The sequence below is a fragment of the Type-D symbiont of Plautia stali genome (genome assembly GCF_001485335.1).
GTDB lineage: Bacteria > Pseudomonadota > Gammaproteobacteria > Enterobacterales > Enterobacteriaceae > Pantoea > Pantoea vagans_C.
The window spans coordinates 43,658-61,301 of the sequence record NZ_BBOC01000026.1 but is presented as its reverse complement, the minus strand read 5'-3'; the positions used below and the strand labels follow the sequence as shown (position 1 = coordinate 61,301).

Below are 17,644 nucleotides of genomic sequence, written 5' to 3'. Positions count from 1 at the left end.
GCATTGATGGCGAAATGTTGTAGCAACAGCCCGGTATGACGTGTATCTTCCGCTGCGACCAGATCGACGCTCGCAAGCACCGTCAGCGCACGCTGCGTGATATCACCCAGGTTACCGATCGGGGTAGGAACGATATAGAGCGTGCTGGCAGAAATCTCTGCCCGATCGAGTTGTTTCATTGTTTCATCCGAATTGCCGATTTAATATTGAGCATCTTGAAAAAAACATCACTGGATACAGTATGCTTCCTTCAAAAGTCGTACGTCATAAAGCAGGACGCTTTGTACCTGTTCTTCTCGCTGGGCTGATTTTAGCCGCGTGTAGCGGTCAGGGACCGCAGCAAACCTCCAACGTCAATATTCAGGGCCCGGCAACTGGCCGGTCTGACTATTATCTGCAGCAGGTGCAACAAAGCAGCGATGATAGCAAGACCGACTGGCAATTACTTGCCATCCGTGCCCTATTGAAGGAAGGAAAGTATCCTCAGGCTAACGATCAGATCGCTCAACTGCCGCAACAGCTCTCCGCTGTGCAGCAGCAAGAGCTGCTGTTACTGCGTGCTCAGATGCAGATTGGTCAGCAAGATTTTGGTGGTGCCCAGCAGCAACTCGGTCAGGTGAAAACCGACGGTCTGTCTCAGGATCAACAAGTGCGCTACTACGCGCTGCAAATCGCGGCGGCGCAGAATCGCCCTTCACTCGCGTTGCTACGCGCCTATATCGCTCAGGAACCGCTGCTGCAAGGTGCCGACCACCAGAGCAATATTGACGCCACCTGGCAAGCCCTGACACAGATGACGCAAGATCAGCTGAACAGCCTGGTGATCAATGCCGATGAAAATACCCTGCAAGGCTGGCTGGATCTGCTGAACACCTGGCACACCAACAGCCAGGATCCGCAGATGCTAAAAGCGGCCATCAAAGACTGGCAGACGCGCTATCCGCAGAACCCTGCGGCAAAGACGCTGCCGACCGCACTGAGCCAGGTGCAGAATTTCAGCAAAGCCTCCACCAGCACCATCGCATTGCTGTTACCGCTGAATGGCCAGGCGCAGGTCTTCGCCAATGCCATCCAGAAAGGCTTTAACGATGCAAAAAATGGCGTGCTGAATGCTCCTGCACCGCAGCCAGCGCCTGCCACACCGGCCGCTACCGATGCCAGTGCGCAGCCAGCCACACAGCAACCCGCTGATACCACCGCAGCAGCCAATACCGTTGTCAGCCCCGCCATGGCGACAAATACTCCGGCACAGACTGAGCAGCCACAACCCGCAGCTCAACCCGCTGCGGCTCAGCCAGACAGCAACGCGCAGATCAAAGTGTATGACACCAGCAGCCAGCCGATTGCCCAGGTGATGCAGCAGGCCCAGCAGGATGGCGCCACCATCGTGGTCGGTCCGCTGCTGAAAAATGAAGTGGAGTCCGTGGTGAACAGCCAGACGCCACTCAACGTTCTGGCGTTGAATGAGCCAGAACAGATCCAGAACCATCCGAATATTTGTTATTTTGCGCTTTCTCCTGAAGACGAAGCCCGTGATGCCGCGCACCATATCTACGAGCAAGGCAAGCGCCAGCCATTACTGTTGGTGCCACGCAGCAGCTATGGCGACCGTGTGAGCAAAGCCTTCGCCCAAGAGTGGCAGAAACTCGGCGGCGCCACTGTGCTGCAACAACGTTTTGGTGGCGTTTCTGAGCTGAAACAGGGTATCAATAGCGGTGCAGGTATCGCACTGAGTGGCACGCCACTGACCGTGGAGCAGCCACAAGCTGCGGGCGTAGCCGTGGCGGGCCTGACCATTCCGGCTCCGCAAACCACGACGCCAGCACCAACGGCAGATGCCAGCAGCGGCAGCATCGATGCGGTGTATATCGTTGCCAGCCAGGATGAGCTGCAGCTGATCAAGCCGATGATTGCGATGCGCACCAGCAGCCGCAATAACATCGCGCTTTATGCCAGCTCACGCAGTGCGCAGGCCGGTGCAGGCCCTGATTTCCGTCTGGAAATGGATGGTCTGCAATTCAGCGATATTCCGCTGCTCTCCGGGAGCAATCCTGGCCTGATGCAGCAAGCGGCGAAGTCGTTTAACAACGATTATTCGCTGGTTCGTCTCTATGCGATGGGCATTGATGCCTGGACGCTGGCGAATCACTTTAACCAGATGCGTCAGGTGCCGGGTTTTGCCATTGATGGCAACACGGGCAAACTGAACGCCGACACGGATTGCGTGATCAACAGGAAGTTGGCATGGAACCAGTATCGTCAGGGACAAATCGTTCCGGTGCAGTAAACCGCCAGCGCATTGGCGCTGAGCAGGAGCAGCAGGCGCGTCGCTATCTGGAGCGCGCCGGGCTGCAGTGGGTCGCCAGCAATGTGCGGTGTCGCAGCGGGGAAATTGACCTGATCATGCGCGATGCCGACTGCTGGGTGTTTGTAGAAGTGCGCTATCGGCGTGATGCGCGTTATGGCGGTGCGGCTGCCAGCGTCACTCGCCAGAAACAACAAAAGCTGCTGCGTACCGCCGCACTGTGGTTACTGGCACGCGGCGGCAGTTTCGATACGGTGAATTGCCGTTTTGACATCATTGCCATTACCGGGCGCGAGCTGGAGTGGCTGCCCGATGCCTTTAATGCCGATGGATAGAACCAGGTGGTCTTGTGCAGGACAGAATTAAAGCGTGTTTTACCGAAAGTATTCAGACTCAAATCGCCGCTGCGGAAGCGCTGCCGGATGCCATTTCCCGCGCGGCCATGACGCTGGTGCAGTCGCTGCTGAACGGTAACAAAATCCTGAGCTGCGGCAACGGTGCGTCATCGGCCAACGCGCAGCATTTCGCCGCCAGCATGATCAATCGTTTTGAGACCGAGCGCCCCAGCCTGCCTGCATTGGCACTGAGTGCTGATAACGTGATGCTGACGGCGATTGGTAACGATCGTCTTCATGATGAGATTTATGCCAAGCAGGTTCGCGCGCTTGGTCAGGCCGGTGATGTGCTGCTGGCCATTTCAACCCGTGGTAACACCCGCGATATTGTCAAAGCGGTTGAAGCTGCGGTTACTCGCGATATGACTATCGTCGCGCTGACCGGCCATGACGGCGGTGAGCTGGCGGGCCTGCTGGGTCCGCACGATGTGGAAATTCGCATTCCGTCACATCGCAGCGCACGCATTCAGGAAATGCATATGCTGACGCTGAATTGCCTGTGCGATTTGATTGATAACACTTTGTTCCCACACCAGGAATGACTGAAGGAGCTCAAATGAAAGCATTGAACGCTGTCGCCATTCTGTTAACCGCCATGCTGTTGCAGGGCTGTGTCGCCGTTGTCGCGGGCGGTGCCGCTGTCGCCACCAAAACGGCCACCGACCCCCGTACCGTCGGTACCCAGGTGGATGATGGTACGCTGGAGTTACGTGTCACTAACGCGCTGGCGAAAGATGAACAAATCAAAAACCAGGCACGTGTGGTCGTCACCGCGTATCAAGGCAAAGTGCTGCTGACCGGCCAGTCACCTTCTGCCGATTTGGCGAGCCGCGCGAAACAGATCGCCATGGGCGTCGATGGTGCCACCGAAGTCTATAACGAAATCCGTACCGGCCAGAAAGTCAGCCTCGGGACCTCCTCTTCTGATACCTGGATCACCACCAAAATTCGTTCGCAGCTGTTGGGCAGCGATCAGGTGAAATCATCCAACGTGAAAGTGACCACGGAAAATGGTGAGGTGTTCTTGCTGGGCCTGGTGACACAGCAAGAAGCGGCAGCTGCAGCGGATGTGGCCAGCCGTGTCAGCGGCGTGAAGCACGTGACCACAGCCTTTACCATTCTGAAGTAACGGCAAAATAAAAGGCGCACAACGGTGCGCCTCTATATCAGACCAAGGCAGCCTCTATCGGCTGCCTTTTTCATCCCGGAAGGTCAATCACCAGCGCACGCAGCGGCGTTTTCGCCTGTAACGTAATCTGGTTCTCTTCACTCAAAAACGCCCCATCACCGCAGCCGAGTCGTTCCTGATTGGCACTGTTTGCTTGCAGATCCAGTGAGCCATGAATCGATTGCAGATACGCGCGTGCGCCATGCAGTTTCACCGTGTAGTGCTCACCGGGAGCCAGCGTCACCTGATGCACCCAAACCTGTTGGCGCAGTTGCAGGCTACCTTCGGCACCATCCGGCGAAGCCAGCAGCAAGCAGGTTTGTTCTGGCAACGCCATTTTCTGCAGCAGCGGATTTTCACGGTCCGGGCAAGCCGCCAGCCACAGTTGCATACGCGTAAGGGGGCGATCTTTGCTGAGATTGATTTCGCTGTAATTCACGCCCTGACGCGTGGATAACAGCATCGCTTCCCCGGCGCTGGCAATCAGATGATTCCCTTCACTGTCTCGGTATTCCGCTTCGCCTTGCAGCACCAGGTTCAGCACATCAACTTGAGGATAGCTGCGGGGCTGAAACGCGGCACCCGGCGCCAGCACTTCCTGGTTGAGCACGCGTAAGGACGCGTAGCCCATCATTTTAGGATCAAAATAGTGGCCAAAAGAGAAGCTGTATCGCGCCTGCAACCAACCGAAATCGGCTTGGCCACATGCGGACGCGCAGCGGGTTGTCATCATGAATTACCTCCGACGCTCTGCGGTGATATTCGATCGCAGGCTTTATACGTCAATGGTAAAAGGCTGGACGCCAGATTGTAAGCCAGTTAATCTGCCGGGCATGTTCAAATTTACTGACAGAGAACCGGCATGGCAAAAGACCGCGCGTTAACCCTCGAAGCTTTACGTGTGATGGATGCTATTGATCGCCGTGGCAGCTTTGCCGCAGCGGCCGATGAACTCGGTCGTGTTCCGTCTGCATTAAGCTACACCATGCAGAAGCTGGAAGAGGAACTGGACGTGGTGCTGTTTGACCGCTCTGGTCACCGCACTAAATTCACCAATGTAGGACGCATGCTGCTGGAGCGCGGTCGCGTGCTACTGGAAGCGGCCGATAAACTCACCACCGATGCCGAAGCCCTTGCGCGCGGTTGGGAAACCCATCTCACCATTGTGGCGGAAGCGCTGATCCCCACCAATCTGCTGTTCCCCATCGTCGAGAAACTGGCGGAAAAAGCCAATACGCAGATTTCGCTGGTCACTGAAGTGCTGGCGGGCGCGTGGGAGCGTCTGGAACAGGGCCGCGCCGATATCGTGATTGCGCCAGATATGCATTTTCGCGCCTCGACCGAAATCAACACCCGCAAACTGTACAGCATCATGAGCGTGTACGTGGCGAGTCCGAATCATCCGATTCATCAGGAAGCCGAGCCGCTGTCCGAAGTGACCCGCGTGAAGTATCGCGGTATTGCCGTAGCGGATACCGCGCGCGAGCGTCCGGTTTTAACCGTGCAGTTGCTGGATAAACAGCAGCGATTGACAGTCAGCAGCATGGACGACAAACGCCGTGCGCTGCTGGCAGGATTGGGTGTCGCTACCATGCCCTACCCGATGGTGGAGCAAGATATCGCCGAAGGGCGTCTGCGAGTGGTCAGTGCCGAATATACGCGTGAAGTGGATATTATCATGGCGTGGCGCCGCGACAGTATGGGTGAAGCCAAGGCGTGGTGCTTGCGTGAGATCCCGCGGTTGCTGGCAAAGCGCAGTTAGGGTGGTGCTAGCTGACTTCCTCACCCCAGCCCTCTCCCGCAAGCGGGAGAGGGGGCCGACCCAGCACTGGAGTGATAACGGTGCGCCCCCTAAACATTCCCTCGCCCGCTTGCGGGAGAGGGTTAGGGTGAGGGTGAAAGACCACCGCCCCCTCACATCCTGCTCAAACAATCTATCGCCACCGCTTTAAAACTGACGAAATCGCCACAATCCCGCAGTCGTGCGGTCGCCCTTTCGCGCAGAAAGGTCACGAACAGATCGTAAATCGCCATCGCCTCTTCGTATTCGCTTTTGCTGATCGCCAGCAGGAAAATCACCGATGCCGTTTCATCACCCCAGCTCACGCCATGCGGTGCCAGCACGGTGTAGACCACGGTTTTCTTCGCCAGTAATCCCAGCGAGTGCGGCAGCGCGATACCTTCGCCAAGCAGCGTGCTGACTATCGCTTCGCGCTCTTCAACCGATGGATAAAAATCGGCATCCACATACCCTTCCCGCTCCAGCTGCTCGCACAACACACCGAACAGCGCCGACTGTGACATCGGCTTATCCAGCACCATAAAGTGCTGCGCATCGAAGTACTTCTCCAGCATGTACGGACGGGTGCGATCCACCAGCACCAGCTTACCCAACTGCTCAAGCTGGAACTCAGTCGGGAACGGCGACATCACCACAATCGGCTTGTTCTTCTCGCTGAGACGCGCGGTCGAAATCACGAAGTCTTCGTCAATGTGCGCGCGCATCTCATAATCACGCTGCGACAAACGCGCCGTGACCACTAATTGCGGATATTTGCGCAGCAGCAGCGCCTCAATCATGCGCAGCGTGGAGTTGCCGCTGTCACACACCAGCAGCACCTGCGGATGGCGCTGATAACCGACATCGTAGTGCCGTTCCAGCCCCACACCGATGTGCAGCACCAGGAAACCGATTTCATTTTCGCTGATGCTGTAAGGCGTGTACTTGCCCCAGCTGGTCACCGCCGCTAGCGTTACGTCATACGCCATTGGATAGTGCTGTTTGATGTTGCTCAGCAAGGGATTCGGAATATGGATTTGGTAGCGCACCCGAGTGATCATGGTCTTGATATGGGTGAGCAGATCGGCGCGCAGTTGTTCATCCTGCTGGAGCCGGTAGTTGTAATGGGTGTTGATGTAATTCAGCAGGTAATCGACCAGCGCATCGGCGTCATCCGCATTGATGGTGCTGGGCGCTAATGCCTGGATCTGGCGCGCGGCAATATTGACGCGCAGCCAGTTTTCTTCCGCCTGCGAGATCGGTTTGCCCACCAGCGGCCGCATCAGGTTCACTAAATCCTGCGCCGCTTCACGCACTTCATCACCGACATCTTCTGCACCGGGATCGTTAAGTGGAAAACCCTCGCTGATGCGGCGTATCGCCACGGCGCAGTAGATTTGCAGATAGCGTTCCCCCTCATCACTAAGGCGAATCGCATGCTGAGCGAAGCAGTGTTCCAGCAGTGGCTTTAACTGATCCAGCATGCCGCTGTGCAGTGCTTCCACCGTCAACAGCGGGCTGTCTGGCGTCACCTGATCGATCTGCCAGAGTAAATCCGTCAGGCAGGTGCGGATCGCCGCCTCGCTGCCAAACAGCTTCATGCCGTAACGCGGTTTGGTTTCGATGTTGAGATGATAGCGGCCGAGCCATTCACGCACTTCCGCCATATCACTTTGTAAGGTCGCGCGGCTGACAAACCACTCTTCCGACAAATCTTCCAGCTTGAGGGAATAGGCGGCGGTGAGGAAACGCGTCAGCAGATAACGCACGCGGTCCTGCGAAGTGCGCGGCACGCGCAATGGCGCGGCGCTCTCTTCCTGCAAGCGGTCGAAACGCACCACGTCGTCAATCTTCAGTTGATAGCCCGCGCCGCGCGCCAGCACGAACTGCGCGCCGTGTTGCTCCAGCAGCGCATTCAGCGCGGTGATATCGGTGCGCACCGTGCGCGTGGAAACAGAAAAGCGGCGCGCCAGCTCATCCTGCGGCAGCGTTTCGTTTTGTAGCGCAGCGAAAAGTTGTGCCAGTCGCTGATTGGGAAATCTCACGGAGCCTCACCTGTACTGATGTGTTACAGCAATTTTTTGCACGTTGCCAGAAGCTGACGCACATCGTCAATGCGTGTGTCGCCGGTCGCGCTATCGATAATCGAACTATAGACGTGCGGGATAACTTTGCTTACGCCTGCATCGAGCGCAATCTGCACAATGGCTTCGAAATTATTGAGATCGATGCCGCCAGTCGGTTCCAGCCAGAAGTCGTGACGCGCACAGGCTTCCGCCACCGCGCGATACTCATTCACCGCTTTCAAACCGCCCATGGGGAAGTATTTCACTGAGCTGCCACCCATGTCTTGCAGCATGGCAATCGCGCTGTCGATTGGCACAATCGCATCTTCAACCTGCGAACTGCGCGGCCCGGTGGAGATCTTCACCAAACCCGGCGTGCCGGTCGGTGAGATCAATCCATTCACGACGGTTTGGTTCTGGCCCAATAGCGCACGGCTGGTTGCCACACCGGTAAACACCTGGTTGACGTGCTGCGGTTGCAGCACCGCAGAGATTTCACTCACCATCGCCGACTGATTCGGATCGCCCGCGCCCAGACCCACGGACAGTGCGTTATCGATCAGCGCCGCATACTCGCGCATATCGGCAATCGCTTCTTCGTTGCTGGCGTAGTTTTTTGACAGCACACCCACCAGCACATGGCCTTCCGCTGCCTGCCAAATCTCTTTGGCATTCTGCTTTGAACCCGCCAGCACGTTGAGGCACAGACGGTCCTGATAGAAATTAGGGTTCAGACTCATGCGCGTTTTCCTCCGCTGATTAACGCCTGGATACGGCTAAAGATGATGTGTAGCTGGTCGGCGCTCACGCTGCGCACATCGGCTTCAATGATGCCTTCATTGGCTTTGTAGCCACGGAAATAGATGGCGATGTCGCCGGTTTTCAGCGCCTGCACCAGTTCGCCAGTGGGCCAGCCCGTGACCGATTCATCGAACTTGATTTCCGCACGAGCGATATCACGTCCTGCCGCATCCCACACCACGCGGGCGGTCACGCCATTTATCCCATTGAGATGGTCGATAAACGGCGTCATATTGGCGACCATTTCGGCACCGGTGGTTTTCGGCTGTACCAGATAGTTTTCAATCGCTTGCGTCAGGCCAAGAATACCCTCTTTGCCCACTTTCATTGCACGGCCAATGCCGTTGCTCTGGCGTTTTACCCATTCAACGTACTGGGTGCGGCCAATCACTAAGCCGCTGGTGGGTCCTTCAATCGCTTTCGCACCGCTGTAGATCACCAGATCGGCACCCATCTGGTAGTAGCATTGCAGATCCTCTTCCGCCGCCGCATCCACGATCAATGGAATACCGTGCTTACGCGCAACAACCGCCGCCTGCTCAACGCCGAGGTGGCTTTTCTGCACACAGTGGTGTGACTTGATGTACAGCAGCGCTGCCGTGGTCGGCGTGATGGCTGCCGCCAGCTGTTCTGGCGAGCACTCATTGCTGTAACCGGCTTCAATCAGGCGTCCACCGCCCAGTGCTACCATCGCACCCACCGGAGCACCAAAATTCACGTTGTGGCCTTTTGGCACCACGATATCGTGCGGCACGGTCAGCGGCGCAGCGTGCAGGTTATCCAGCAGCCAGTCGTTATCTTTGACGATCACCGCCGCCACGCTTTGCGCGATACCGGCAGAGGCGCACGACACCACTACCGCATTCTCGACCTCCAGCAATTTCGCGATGTACGCGCCGGTCTTGTTGACCAGATCTTTGATCTCGAAGTAGTGATTCAGACCGTAGCTGACCGTGTCCACCACATCAGCAGACGGGGTAGAAACCCCAAGAATGGTCATACGACCGGAGGCATTGATGACCTGTTTCAGGTCATATTTTTCATAAATCGAAGACATGATTGGTTTTCCCTTCATCAGTCAGATGCCACTCACCCGCGACAACCACGGCCAGCGGCAGCAAATGTTGCTCACCCAGAACCCGTTCGCCTTCAGCATCGACGAACGGGCGGGCTTCCTCTTTGACGGTAAAAATGGTCAGGTCGGCGTCATAACCAGCGGTTAAGCGCCCTTTGCCTGCTAAGCGCAGGCCAGCCGCGGCGTTCACCGTGACGCAGTCAATAATCTGCGGCAAGGTCATACCGATACTGAAGAATTTCGACATCACGTGCGCCAGGCTGTGTACCGGCCCGTTGATGCGGTTGCGACAATAGATGTCCGAGCTGATGGTGTCAGGCAGAATGCCCTGCGCGATGGCCTGGCGCGCCACTTCAAAACTGAAGCTGGCACTGCCGTGACCGATGTCCAGCTTCACGCCACGCGCGATGGCATTTTTTACCGCCGCTTTCAGTTCACCTTGCGGCGACAGGATGCGGTTCGGTTTGCCATTGAAGCAGTGGGTGATGATGTCACCGGAGGTCAGCAGATCGGCGATCTCTTCCAGCACCGGTGGGTTATTCCCGATATGCACCATCAATGGCAAATTACCGGCCGCCTGCTGAATGGCTTTGGCACGAATCAGCGGCTGGATGCCGTTTTCACCCACCACGCTGCTGCTCATGCGCGCTTTCAGGCCCACGATAAAGTCTGGACGGCGTTTCACCGCCTGCACCACCGCTTCGCCATCGATCTGCGTCATATCCGCCAGTTCGTTCTGGGTGATGATGCCGGTGCGCGAGATGTTGATCAGCGCACGTACTTCAGTGGTGGCAGAACGGGTGAGCTGATAGAAATCGTCGATATGATCCGCGCCGGTGCTGCCCGCATCGACAACCGTGGTGACGCCCTGCGCCACACCAATCGCATCAGCTTCATCATGGTATATCGGGGATTTGGGGTAGCAGTGTACGTGGCTGTCGATCCAGCCTGCGCTGACATAGTAACGCCCTGCCAGATCGCGCTCCTGCTGGGCTGGGCCGCTGACCTCGCCTACAGCAGCAATTTTGCCGTGCTGGATGGCAATATCCACCAGCTGTTCGTCGCACAGACGCGCGCGGCGCAGAATCAGATCAAACATGCGAACTCCTTAGCCAGGTGCGCATTAATGCGCACCCTACAAAACACTAGCCGCAATTGACTGCCGACCCTACAAACCGCGCCGAGCCGTTGTAGGGTCGCCATTAATGGCGACCTGGTCACACAAAAAATCACAACGAAATCGGGAACATCGCGCCTAACACCATGGCACCGAGAATCGCACCACCGGTGATCGGTTTGTTCCAGAGATAAAACAGCAGCGCACCCACCAGCGAACCAAGACCGATTGGAATCGATGCGGCCATCGCAGAGAGAATGATCAACGGCCCAAGGAAGCGACCGGAGGCATTACCTGCGCCCATCATCACGTCCGCACCGTAGGTGGAATCGCTCTGATTAATGGTGAACTTACGCGCCAGGATAATCAGATAACCAATGGCTAACCCCACCACCAGGCCCGTTGCCAGTGAAGCGGCGAAGTTGGCCACCGGGAACACAATCCCTGCCCCGAGCAGCAGCGCCGGAACGCCCAGGCCAACGCCGGTCTGGATTGCGCCACCAATATCGAGGATCCCCACCAGCGAACCTTCGATGATGCGGGCAAACAAGAAACTGGCACCAAATGCCGCCACTGCGCCATACACGCCGGTTTCCATACCCGAACGCAGCATCGACACAAACGCGACTTCGTTAAACGCGCCAATACCGTACAGGTAGTACATATGCGTACCGGCAAACACACCCGCAGACAGCAGGCCAACAAAGATCGGGAACGACCAGTCGGCATACCAGAACCCTTTGTTTTCGGTCTCGTTCATTCTCAAGGCTCCTTATTTGCCGCTCAGGCTGTTGTGGATCATGTCCAGCCAGCCTGGGATGCCCAGTTGGAAGGATTGCAGCAGCTTCATGTCGAAGCCGCGGAAGAAGCCGCTCAAGGCAAACAGCAGCACGATAGCGAACATCATCACTTTGGTGACCTTGTTCCAGCCGCTCTCTTCCACGCCTTTACCGATCAGAATGCCCAGCACCAAGCCCGGTACTGCGTTACCCATGATCAACTGCGCCAGACCGCCAAAAATGGTCGCCCAGAAACCTGATTTCTTACCGGCATCAATCGCCGCCAGCCAGAAGATCACTGGCATCACGGTGTTCACCAGCAGGTTCGCGGCGGGGACTAAGACTTTGACCGCCGTGACCTGCAATGCCGCGGGCACCGCAGAAGCGGTACTGTTGAGGAATGCCACTACGATCATGCCGATGATGCCGCAGGCAATCGCCATGCGTTTCGGGTTGTGCAGGGTTTCGGCGAGGTTACGATTTTTCACCATCAACGCTGCCGCGCCCCAGTTGGGAATAATGCGGTGGTCAACGTCCTGTGTGAAGGAACCCGCAGCCACTGACGATGCCCAGGCGTTAAAGAAGAAGCCAAGACCAAAGGAGAAGTGCGATGCAGGATCGCCTTCGCAGGAATTGAGTTCACCCAAGGTACGAAATGCGCCCATACCCTGCGTGGTCGGTGCGTGGAACATGCGCGCTGCGCCCGCTCCTACCCCAACGCCAACCAATCCACCTATGATCAACGACTTAAACAAAATGATCAGAAACATGTTGTTGTACCCTTTGTTGTCGTTTTTATTTCGTCGCGATGAAATCCACCTTGTCGGTATCGATCACGGTGACGCTGACGGTAATTTCCAGCTCGACGCTGTAGTTCCGTCGTTCGCGCGCCAGAAAGAAGAACAAGAACTTCTCTGTGCGTACGCTCTCCTGCGCGCGCAGCACCCGCACATCTATGGGTTCAATGCGCAACAGAATCTTTTGACTGGTGCGCAGCACTTGCTGCTGCACCTTGCTCAGTGCATCGGCAAAGGCTTTTGCTTTGCTGTCGCCTTTGCCCTGCACCGTGACCTGAGTGTCATATTGCTGTTTCATGCTTAGCTGCCGTGCTTCTTGTTCCACGCCTGCACCAGACGTTCACCCAGCTCTTCTTTATCCATAAAGCCGAAGCCCAGTACGGTGGCGCCTTCGTTGATGGCCGTGACGCCCTCATCGATGGAACGCATGCCGTGTTTCGCTTTGTAGCCGTATTTATTCTGTGCAGTGATGGCACCCGCACCGCCGCTGCCGCAGAAAGAGATGCCGAAGTCAGCGTTTTCCGCTTTCATCACATCGCCCAGCTTCATGTCTGCCGCGACGCCCGGTACCACGACGGCACGTCCGCCTGCTTTCTCAATACCGGCTGCGACTTTCTGGCCTTTACCCAGACGATCACCAATGACGACAGTTACCATGTTCAATTCCTCTCAATTCAAGATTCGTTCGATTTCGCCACTTCGATATGCACCGAAAGTAGCCAGGCTTCTTCTTTAGGCAGATTGCCAAACAGATCCACCACCTGCTGCGCCAGCGCCATGGTGTCTGGCGAGATATCTTCAAACAGCTCGGCTTCTACCTCTGGCAGCGCCTCACCCGTGAGGGAGCGCCCGGCCATGGCTCGCACATGTGAAGCCAGCATCTGCTGCTGAACCGCATTGGCTTCAATCTGGTGAGCGGTGTAGATCGCCGCAATTTGCTTCATCACGTTATCCGCCAACGCCTGAATGGCTTCCGGCGTACTTTGCTTCAGTGGGACAGCTTCACTCCTCACCTTGTTACTCCTGTTTACTGCGGACAATTAGAGATAATTCGCGTTGAAAAGAAATTACGCTTTCCGCTGGCCGCTGTGGAGACGCATCTTTTCCACCTTTAAGTGGAAATCCCACGGCTGAGTGTGCGCCAGATCGCAGTACGCACGAACTGTGCGAAACAGGTCACAAAATGCGGTGATGTGATGGAATAAGGCGAATAATTACGGCGAGGTGAGCGAAGGGAATAAGGCCAGCAGAGGGCTGGCCAGGTTTATCAGCGGAATTTCTTATGGTTGGCGTTGCGAATATCTTCCAGTTTCTTCGCTTCCGTTTTAGCCTCGTCCAGTTTGTTGGCTTTGGCTAACTGGTCAACGACATCAATCTGCGCAATCAACGAATCCAGACCGGCGTGATAATCCTTAATCTGAGCGCTGTCAGCCGACTGACCTTCCAGTTTCTCCGGGGTGGATTTTTTCGCATCCTCCGCCGCCTGGCGCATCTTGCCGAGTGCAGTTTGCATTTCCTGAGCATCGGAGGTTTTTTTCACCACGCTCAGACCATCTTTCAGCGTATCCATATCTTTCTCCAGGTCAGCGGCAAAAACGCTAGCCGAGGAGAACAACAGCGAGAGAGACAACATTGCAATCACATGCTTACGCATCGGTATATCCTTTTATTATTGTCGGGCTAATAAAAAAGCAGCCTCGTGGGCTGCTTTCAGGAAGCGATGTTTTATTGTCCGGCGATTTTCATCTCCGGCAGCAGCACCGACCCGCATTGTATATTGCTGCGCGTTTCAATGTCGTTACCGAGGGTTACCATATTGAGCCACATGTCTTTCAGGTTGCCCGCAATTGTGATCTCGCTCACAGGATATTGGATTTCACCGTTTTCCACCCAGAAGCCTGACGCGCCGCGCGAGTAGTCGCCTGTCATGGCACTCACGCTGGAACCCATCATTTCGGTGACCACTAAACCACGGCCCATCTGCTTCAACAGATCCTCAAAGCTGTGGCCCTGGCCTGCAATGCGCCAGTTATGGATGCCGCCCGCGTGACCGGTGCTCTGCAAGCCAAGCTTGCGCGCTGAATAGCTGGTCAAGAGCCAGTTTTGCAGTACGCCATCTTTAATGATGTCACGCGCCTGAGTGCGCACACCTTCGCTGTCGAACGGCGTGGAAGCCAGCCCTTTCAGCAGATGCGGTTTCTCTTCGATGGTCAGCCATTCCGGCAGAATCTGTTTGCCCAGTGAATCCAGCAGGAAGGTCGATTTGCGATAAACGCTGCCGCCGCTGATCATGCCCACCAGATGACCAAACAGACCAGTCGCCACTTCTGGCGCGAAGATCACCGGTGCTTTCATGGTCGACAGCTTACGCGGCGCTAAACGTGACAACACGCGACGCGCACACTCCTGCCCCACCCATTCCGCGCTTTTCAGGTCGTCCATTGAGCGACCAATGGTGTAAGCGTAGTCACGCTCCATGTCGCCATCTTGCTCTGCAATCACGCAGCTGGAGAGTGAATGACGGCTTGAGCAGTAGCTTTGCAGCATGCCGTGGCTGTTACCAAACACTTTGATGCCGACATGGCTGTTAAAGCTGCCGCCTTCGGTATTGGTGATGCGCTTATCCGCCTGCAGTGACGCTTGTTCCGCCTGAGCGGCCAGTTCGATAGCGCGATCGGCATCGATCTCCCACGGATGGTAGAGATCAAGATCCGGCGCTTCAAAGGCCAGCAGATCGGGATCGGCGGGGGCACCAAAAGGATCAACAGAGGTGTAACGGGCAATATCGATCGCCGCCTGCACGGTGCGTTTAATCGCATCCGGGCTAAGGTCGGTTGAGGAAGCACTGCCTTTTCGGTTTTGATGATAGACGGTGATGCCGAGCGCACCATCGCTGTTGAATTCGACGTTTTCGACTTCGCCGTAGCGGGTGCTGACGCCGATGCCGGTGGTTTTAGTGACCGCCACTTCTGCACCATCGGTGCTGGCTTTCGCCAGTTCCAGCGCCTGCGCGACAGCCTGTTCTAACACTTTACGTTGTTCTGCAACCTGAGTAGATACGTTCATCGACCTGCCGTCTAATCTTAAGTATGAATTTATTGAGTCTATCAGACTCAGAGAACAATTTCGCAGTCGCCCGATAAACTGGTAGGATTAGCCTCTTTTTTTTAGGGAGCCAAGAGATGACCAAGCAGCCCGATGACTGGCTCGACGATGTGCCGGATAATCAAAACGAAGAAGATGAAGACGATGAGATTATCTGGGTCAGTAAAAGCGAAATTAAACGCGACGCCGAAGAGCTAAAACGCCTCGGTGCCGAGTTAGTGGATTTAGGGAAAAACTCCCTCGATAAGATCCCCCTCGACGAAGATCTGCGTGCCGCCATTGAACTGGCACAGCGCATTAAGAAGGAAGGCCGTCGCCGCCAGTTGCAGCTGATCGGTAAGATGTTGCGCGCGCGCGATGAAGATCCGATCCGTCAGGCGCTGGATAAGCTGAAGAACCGCCACAACCAGCAGGTTGCGCTGTTCCATAAACTCGAGCAGTTGCGCGATCGTTTGATTGAGAAAGGCGATGACGCCGTGGCAGAGGTGATTGCCCTCTATCCAGACGCTGACCGTCAGCAGTTGCGCAGCATGATCCGTAATGCGCAGAAAGAGAAAGCCGCGAACAAGCCGGTTAAATCAGCCCGTCAGATTTTCCAGTATCTGCGCGAGTTGGCAGAAGCGTAGGTCCGCTGCGCTCATTAAAAAGGTCGCCATGAATGGCGACCCTACAATGAGATTGCACACCTTGATTGGCGACCCTGCAATGAGATTGCATACCTTGTAGGGTGGCCATTTATGGCCACCGCAAACTTAACGCCCCAATCGCTCCAGCAGTTTCTGATGAATACCACCAAAGCCGCCGTTACTCATCACCAGAATGGAATCTCCTGGCTGGGCTTCTTTCGCCACCATCTCTACCAGCGTATCGATATCCGCGCTCCACTTGGCTGGCTGGACACAGGCTTCCGCCACATCCGACACCTGCCACGGAATATGATGTGGCTGGAACAGGAACACTTTATCAGCACGGCCCAGTGACGGTGCCAAATCGTTTTTACTGACGCCCATCTTCATGGTGTTAGAGCGTGGCTCCAGCACTGCCAGAATGCGCGCCGTGCCACCGACTTTACTGCGCAGCGCCGCCAGCGTGGCGTGAATCGCCGTGGGGTGGTGTGCAAAGTCATCGTACACCTTGATGCCATTCGCCTCACCACGCAGTTCCAGGCGACGTCGTGCATTGATAAAGCTGCTGAGCGCTTCACCTGCATCCACGGGTTTCACGCCCACGTGACGAGCGGCGGCAACCGCCATCAGCCCGTTGTGCATGTTGTGTTCGCCCACCAGCGCCCAGTTCACTTCGCCGACTTTCTCGCCGTCGAGCCAGATTTCCCAGTGCGATGAGTCCGGCGTCAATTTCTTCGCCTGCCAGTGGCCGTTGTCGCCCACGGTTTCCTGCTCGCTCCAGCAGCCCATCGCCATCACCTGCTTGAGATTGTGATCGTGCTCTGGCAGCAGGATCTTACCCTGTCCCGGCACGATACGAATCAGGTGGTGGAACTGTTTCTGGATCGCACGCAGATCGTCAAAGATATCGGCGTGATCGAATTCGAGATTGTTGAGGATCAGGGTGCGCGGGCAGTAATGGACAAACTTAGAACGTTTGTCGAAGAACGCGCTGTCGTACTCATCCGCCTCAATGACGAAGAATGGACTTTTTCCTAATTTTGCCGAAACGTCGAAGTTTCCTGGCACACCACCGATGATAAAGCCCGGCTCAAGGCCACAGGCCTCCAGAATCCACGCTGCCATGCCTGCGGTGGTGGTTTTTCCGTGGGTGCCCGCCACAGCCAACACCCAACGATCGCGCAGCACGAAATCGTGCAGCCACTGTGGGCCTGACAGGTACGGAATGTTGCGTTCCAGTACCGCTTCCACACACGGATTGCCGCGCGTCATGGCGTTGCCAATGATCACTAAATCCGGCTGCGGAACAAGCTGACTGGCATCATAACCTTCTGTCAATTCAATGCCTTGCTGCTCCAGCAAGGTGCTCATCGGCGGGTAGACATTGGCGTCTGAACCGGTCACTTCGTGTCCCAGTGAACGGGCGAGCATCGCCAGTCCGCCCATGAAAGTGCCACAAATCCCAAGGATGTGAATACGCATAAAGAGACCCATTACTCAAAAGTTCGGCGCACAGTGTAACCCCGAGCAGAGTGGGAAGAAACGGATTAGGACTATGGTTTTTAAAGTTCAATCGGCTAAACTGCGCTCATACGTTGGTAGCGTGTTACAGCTGCTGCCACTCCACCGT

Annotated in this window: 20 protein-coding genes; 6 read left to right on the top strand and 14 right to left on the bottom strand. The window is 56.1% G+C overall.

The features are described 5' to 3' along the window. Positions 1-179, bottom strand: a 179-nt coding sequence (locus PSSD_RS10580) for an SAM-dependent methyltransferase (protein WP_235589213.1), incomplete at its 3' end; no start/stop codon positions are given. Positions 180-241: 62 nt separating this feature from the next. Between PSSD_RS10580 and PSSD_RS10575 the strand changes: the two genes are divergently transcribed. From PSSD_RS10575 to dolP, 4 genes are read left to right on the top strand one after another with little or no spacing between them, the layout of a single operon-like run. Next, positions 242-2,287, top strand: a complete 2,046-nt coding sequence (locus PSSD_RS10575; protein ID WP_058971695.1) for a penicillin-binding protein activator — start codon at positions 242-244, stop codon at positions 2,285-2,287. Continuing rightward, entirely contained in the window at positions 2,245-2,640 is a 396-nt protein-coding gene (locus PSSD_RS10570) for a YraN family protein (RefSeq protein ID WP_039331368.1), read from the top strand. Before PSSD_RS10575 ends, PSSD_RS10570 begins: the two co-directional genes overlap by 43 nt. A gap of 14 nt (positions 2,641-2,654) precedes the next feature. Next, the gene (gene diaA / locus PSSD_RS10565) at positions 2,655-3,242 is read left to right on the top strand and encodes a DnaA initiator-associating protein DiaA (protein WP_007890352.1); all 588 of its coding nucleotides are present in this window, start codon (positions 2,655-2,657) and stop codon (positions 3,240-3,242) included. Positions 3,243-3,256: 14 nt separating this feature from the next. After that, entirely contained in the window at positions 3,257-3,829 is a 573-nt protein-coding gene (gene dolP, locus PSSD_RS10560; RefSeq protein ID WP_039331375.1) for a division/outer membrane stress-associated lipid-binding lipoprotein, read from the top strand. Positions 3,830-3,899: 70 nt separating this feature from the next. Here dolP and PSSD_RS10555 read toward each other — a convergent pair whose 3' ends face one another. Then, positions 3,900-4,601: a pirin family protein gene (locus PSSD_RS10555; RefSeq protein ID WP_058971692.1), complete on the bottom strand. Its 702-nt coding sequence runs from the start codon at positions 4,599-4,601 to the stop codon at positions 3,900-3,902. Between the two features lie 129 nt (positions 4,602-4,730). Here PSSD_RS10555 and PSSD_RS10550 point away from each other — a divergent pair, with 129 nt between their 5' ends. Beyond that, positions 4,731-5,630, top strand: a complete 900-nt coding sequence (locus tag PSSD_RS10550) for a LysR family transcriptional regulator (RefSeq protein ID WP_058971689.1) — start codon at positions 4,731-4,733, stop codon at positions 5,628-5,630. A gap of 152 nt (positions 5,631-5,782) precedes the next feature. On the opposite strand, the gene PSSD_RS10545 is transcribed toward PSSD_RS10550, so the two are convergent. The 11 genes from PSSD_RS10545 to pmbA form a co-directional block, all read right to left on the bottom strand. Then, entirely contained in the window at positions 5,783-7,693 is a 1,911-nt protein-coding gene (locus tag PSSD_RS10545) for a BglG family transcription antiterminator (RefSeq protein WP_039331381.1), read from the bottom strand. A gap of 23 nt (positions 7,694-7,716) precedes the next feature. After that, positions 7,717-8,454 (bottom strand): 2-dehydro-3-deoxy-phosphogluconate aldolase, encoded by a 738-nt coding sequence (dagF, locus tag PSSD_RS10540; protein ID WP_039331384.1) that lies wholly within the window; start codon positions 8,452-8,454, stop codon positions 7,717-7,719. Continuing rightward, positions 8,451-9,572 (bottom strand): DgaE family pyridoxal phosphate-dependent ammonia lyase, encoded by a 1,122-nt coding sequence (locus tag PSSD_RS10535; RefSeq protein ID WP_058971460.1) that lies wholly within the window; start codon positions 9,570-9,572, stop codon positions 8,451-8,453. The genes dagF and PSSD_RS10535 overlap by 4 nt, the downstream gene beginning before the upstream one ends. Further along, complete coding sequence (locus tag PSSD_RS10530; RefSeq protein ID WP_058971297.1) at positions 9,556-10,689, bottom strand: amidohydrolase/deacetylase family metallohydrolase; 1,134 nt, start codon at positions 10,687-10,689, stop codon at positions 9,556-9,558. Before PSSD_RS10530 ends, PSSD_RS10535 begins: the two co-directional genes overlap by 17 nt. 130 nt (positions 10,690-10,819) lie before the next feature. Beyond that, a complete protein-coding gene (locus PSSD_RS10525) occupies positions 10,820-11,467 on the bottom strand; it encodes a DUF4310 family protein (protein WP_039331390.1) in 648 nt (215 codons plus the stop codon). A 12-nt stretch (positions 11,468-11,479) separates the two neighbouring features. Next, on the bottom strand, positions 11,480-12,256 hold the full coding sequence (locus PSSD_RS10520; RefSeq protein ID WP_039331392.1) for a DUF4311 domain-containing protein: 777 nt from the start codon (positions 12,254-12,256) through the stop codon (positions 11,480-11,482). 25 nt (positions 12,257-12,281) lie between these two features. Beyond that, a complete protein-coding gene (locus tag PSSD_RS10515) occupies positions 12,282-12,581 on the bottom strand; it encodes a DUF4312 family protein (RefSeq protein WP_039331394.1) in 300 nt (99 codons plus the stop codon). 2 nt (positions 12,582-12,583) lie between these two features. Next, positions 12,584-12,940, bottom strand: coding sequence for an SFCGS family glycine-rich protein (locus PSSD_RS10510; RefSeq protein ID WP_009087404.1), 357 nt, complete (start codon positions 12,938-12,940; stop codon positions 12,584-12,586). Positions 12,941-12,957: 17 nt separating this feature from the next. Then, positions 12,958-13,296, bottom strand: a complete 339-nt coding sequence (locus PSSD_RS10505; protein WP_039331400.1) for a glycine dehydrogenase — start codon at positions 13,294-13,296, stop codon at positions 12,958-12,960. 254 nt (positions 13,297-13,550) lie between these two features. Next, on the bottom strand, positions 13,551-13,937 hold the full coding sequence (cybC, locus tag PSSD_RS10500) for a cytochrome b562 (protein WP_039331402.1): 387 nt from the start codon (positions 13,935-13,937) through the stop codon (positions 13,551-13,553). 71 nt (positions 13,938-14,008) lie between these two features. Further along, entirely contained in the window at positions 14,009-15,349 is a 1,341-nt protein-coding gene (pmbA, locus tag PSSD_RS10495; RefSeq protein WP_058971294.1) for a metalloprotease PmbA, read from the bottom strand. A 116-nt stretch (positions 15,350-15,465) separates the two neighbouring features. Between pmbA and yjgA the strand changes: the two genes are divergently transcribed. Beyond that, positions 15,466-16,014, top strand: a complete 549-nt coding sequence (gene yjgA, locus PSSD_RS10490; protein ID WP_058971291.1) for a ribosome biogenesis factor YjgA — start codon at positions 15,466-15,468, stop codon at positions 16,012-16,014. A 126-nt stretch (positions 16,015-16,140) separates the two neighbouring features. Here yjgA and mpl read toward each other — a convergent pair whose 3' ends face one another. After that, positions 16,141-17,496 (bottom strand): UDP-N-acetylmuramate:L-alanyl-gamma-D-glutamyl-meso-diaminopimelate ligase, encoded by a 1,356-nt coding sequence (gene mpl, locus PSSD_RS10485; protein WP_058971288.1) that lies wholly within the window; start codon positions 17,494-17,496, stop codon positions 16,141-16,143. Positions 17,497-17,644 lie beyond the last annotated feature (148 nt).

Bases quoted from the DNA above. Each gene is read 5' to 3' on its own strand.
- dagF (WP_039331384.1), bottom strand. From the start codon at position 8,454: ATGAGTCTGAACCCTAATTTCTATCAGGACCGTCTGTGCCTCAACGTG.
- yjgA (WP_058971291.1), top strand. From the start codon at position 15,466: ATGACCAAGCAGCCCGATGACTGGCTCGACGATGTGCCGGATAATCAA.
- PSSD_RS10510 (WP_009087404.1), bottom strand. From the start codon at position 12,940: ATGGTAACTGTCGTCATTGGTGATCGTCTGGGTAAAGGCCAGAAAGTC.
- cybC (WP_039331402.1), bottom strand. From the start codon at position 13,937: ATGCGTAAGCATGTGATTGCAATGTTGTCTCTCTCGCTGTTGTTCTCC.
- PSSD_RS10550 (WP_058971689.1), top strand. From the start codon at position 4,731: ATGGCAAAAGACCGCGCGTTAACCCTCGAAGCTTTACGTGTGATGGAT.
- PSSD_RS10530 (WP_058971297.1), bottom strand. From the start codon at position 10,689: ATGTTTGATCTGATTCTGCGCCGCGCGCGTCTGTGCGACGAACAGCTG.
- dolP (WP_039331375.1), top strand. From the start codon at position 3,257: ATGAAAGCATTGAACGCTGTCGCCATTCTGTTAACCGCCATGCTGTTG.
- PSSD_RS10570 (WP_039331368.1), top strand. From the start codon at position 2,245: ATGGAACCAGTATCGTCAGGGACAAATCGTTCCGGTGCAGTAAACCGC.
- mpl (WP_058971288.1), bottom strand. From the start codon at position 17,496: ATGCGTATTCACATCCTTGGGATTTGTGGCACTTTCATGGGCGGACTG.
- PSSD_RS10535 (WP_058971460.1), bottom strand. From the start codon at position 9,572: ATGTCTTCGATTTATGAAAAATATGACCTGAAACAGGTCATCAATGCC.
- PSSD_RS10515 (WP_039331394.1), bottom strand. From the start codon at position 12,581: ATGAAACAGCAATATGACACTCAGGTCACGGTGCAGGGCAAAGGCGAC.
- PSSD_RS10525 (WP_039331390.1), bottom strand. From the start codon at position 11,467: ATGAACGAGACCGAAAACAAAGGGTTCTGGTATGCCGACTGGTCGTTC.
- PSSD_RS10555 (WP_058971692.1), bottom strand. From the start codon at position 4,601: ATGATGACAACCCGCTGCGCGTCCGCATGTGGCCAAGCCGATTTCGGT.
- PSSD_RS10520 (WP_039331392.1), bottom strand. From the start codon at position 12,256: ATGTTTCTGATCATTTTGTTTAAGTCGTTGATCATAGGTGGATTGGTT.
- pmbA (WP_058971294.1), bottom strand. From the start codon at position 15,349: ATGAACGTATCTACTCAGGTTGCAGAACAACGTAAAGTGTTAGAACAG.
- PSSD_RS10575 (WP_058971695.1), top strand. From the start codon at position 242: ATGCTTCCTTCAAAAGTCGTACGTCATAAAGCAGGACGCTTTGTACCT.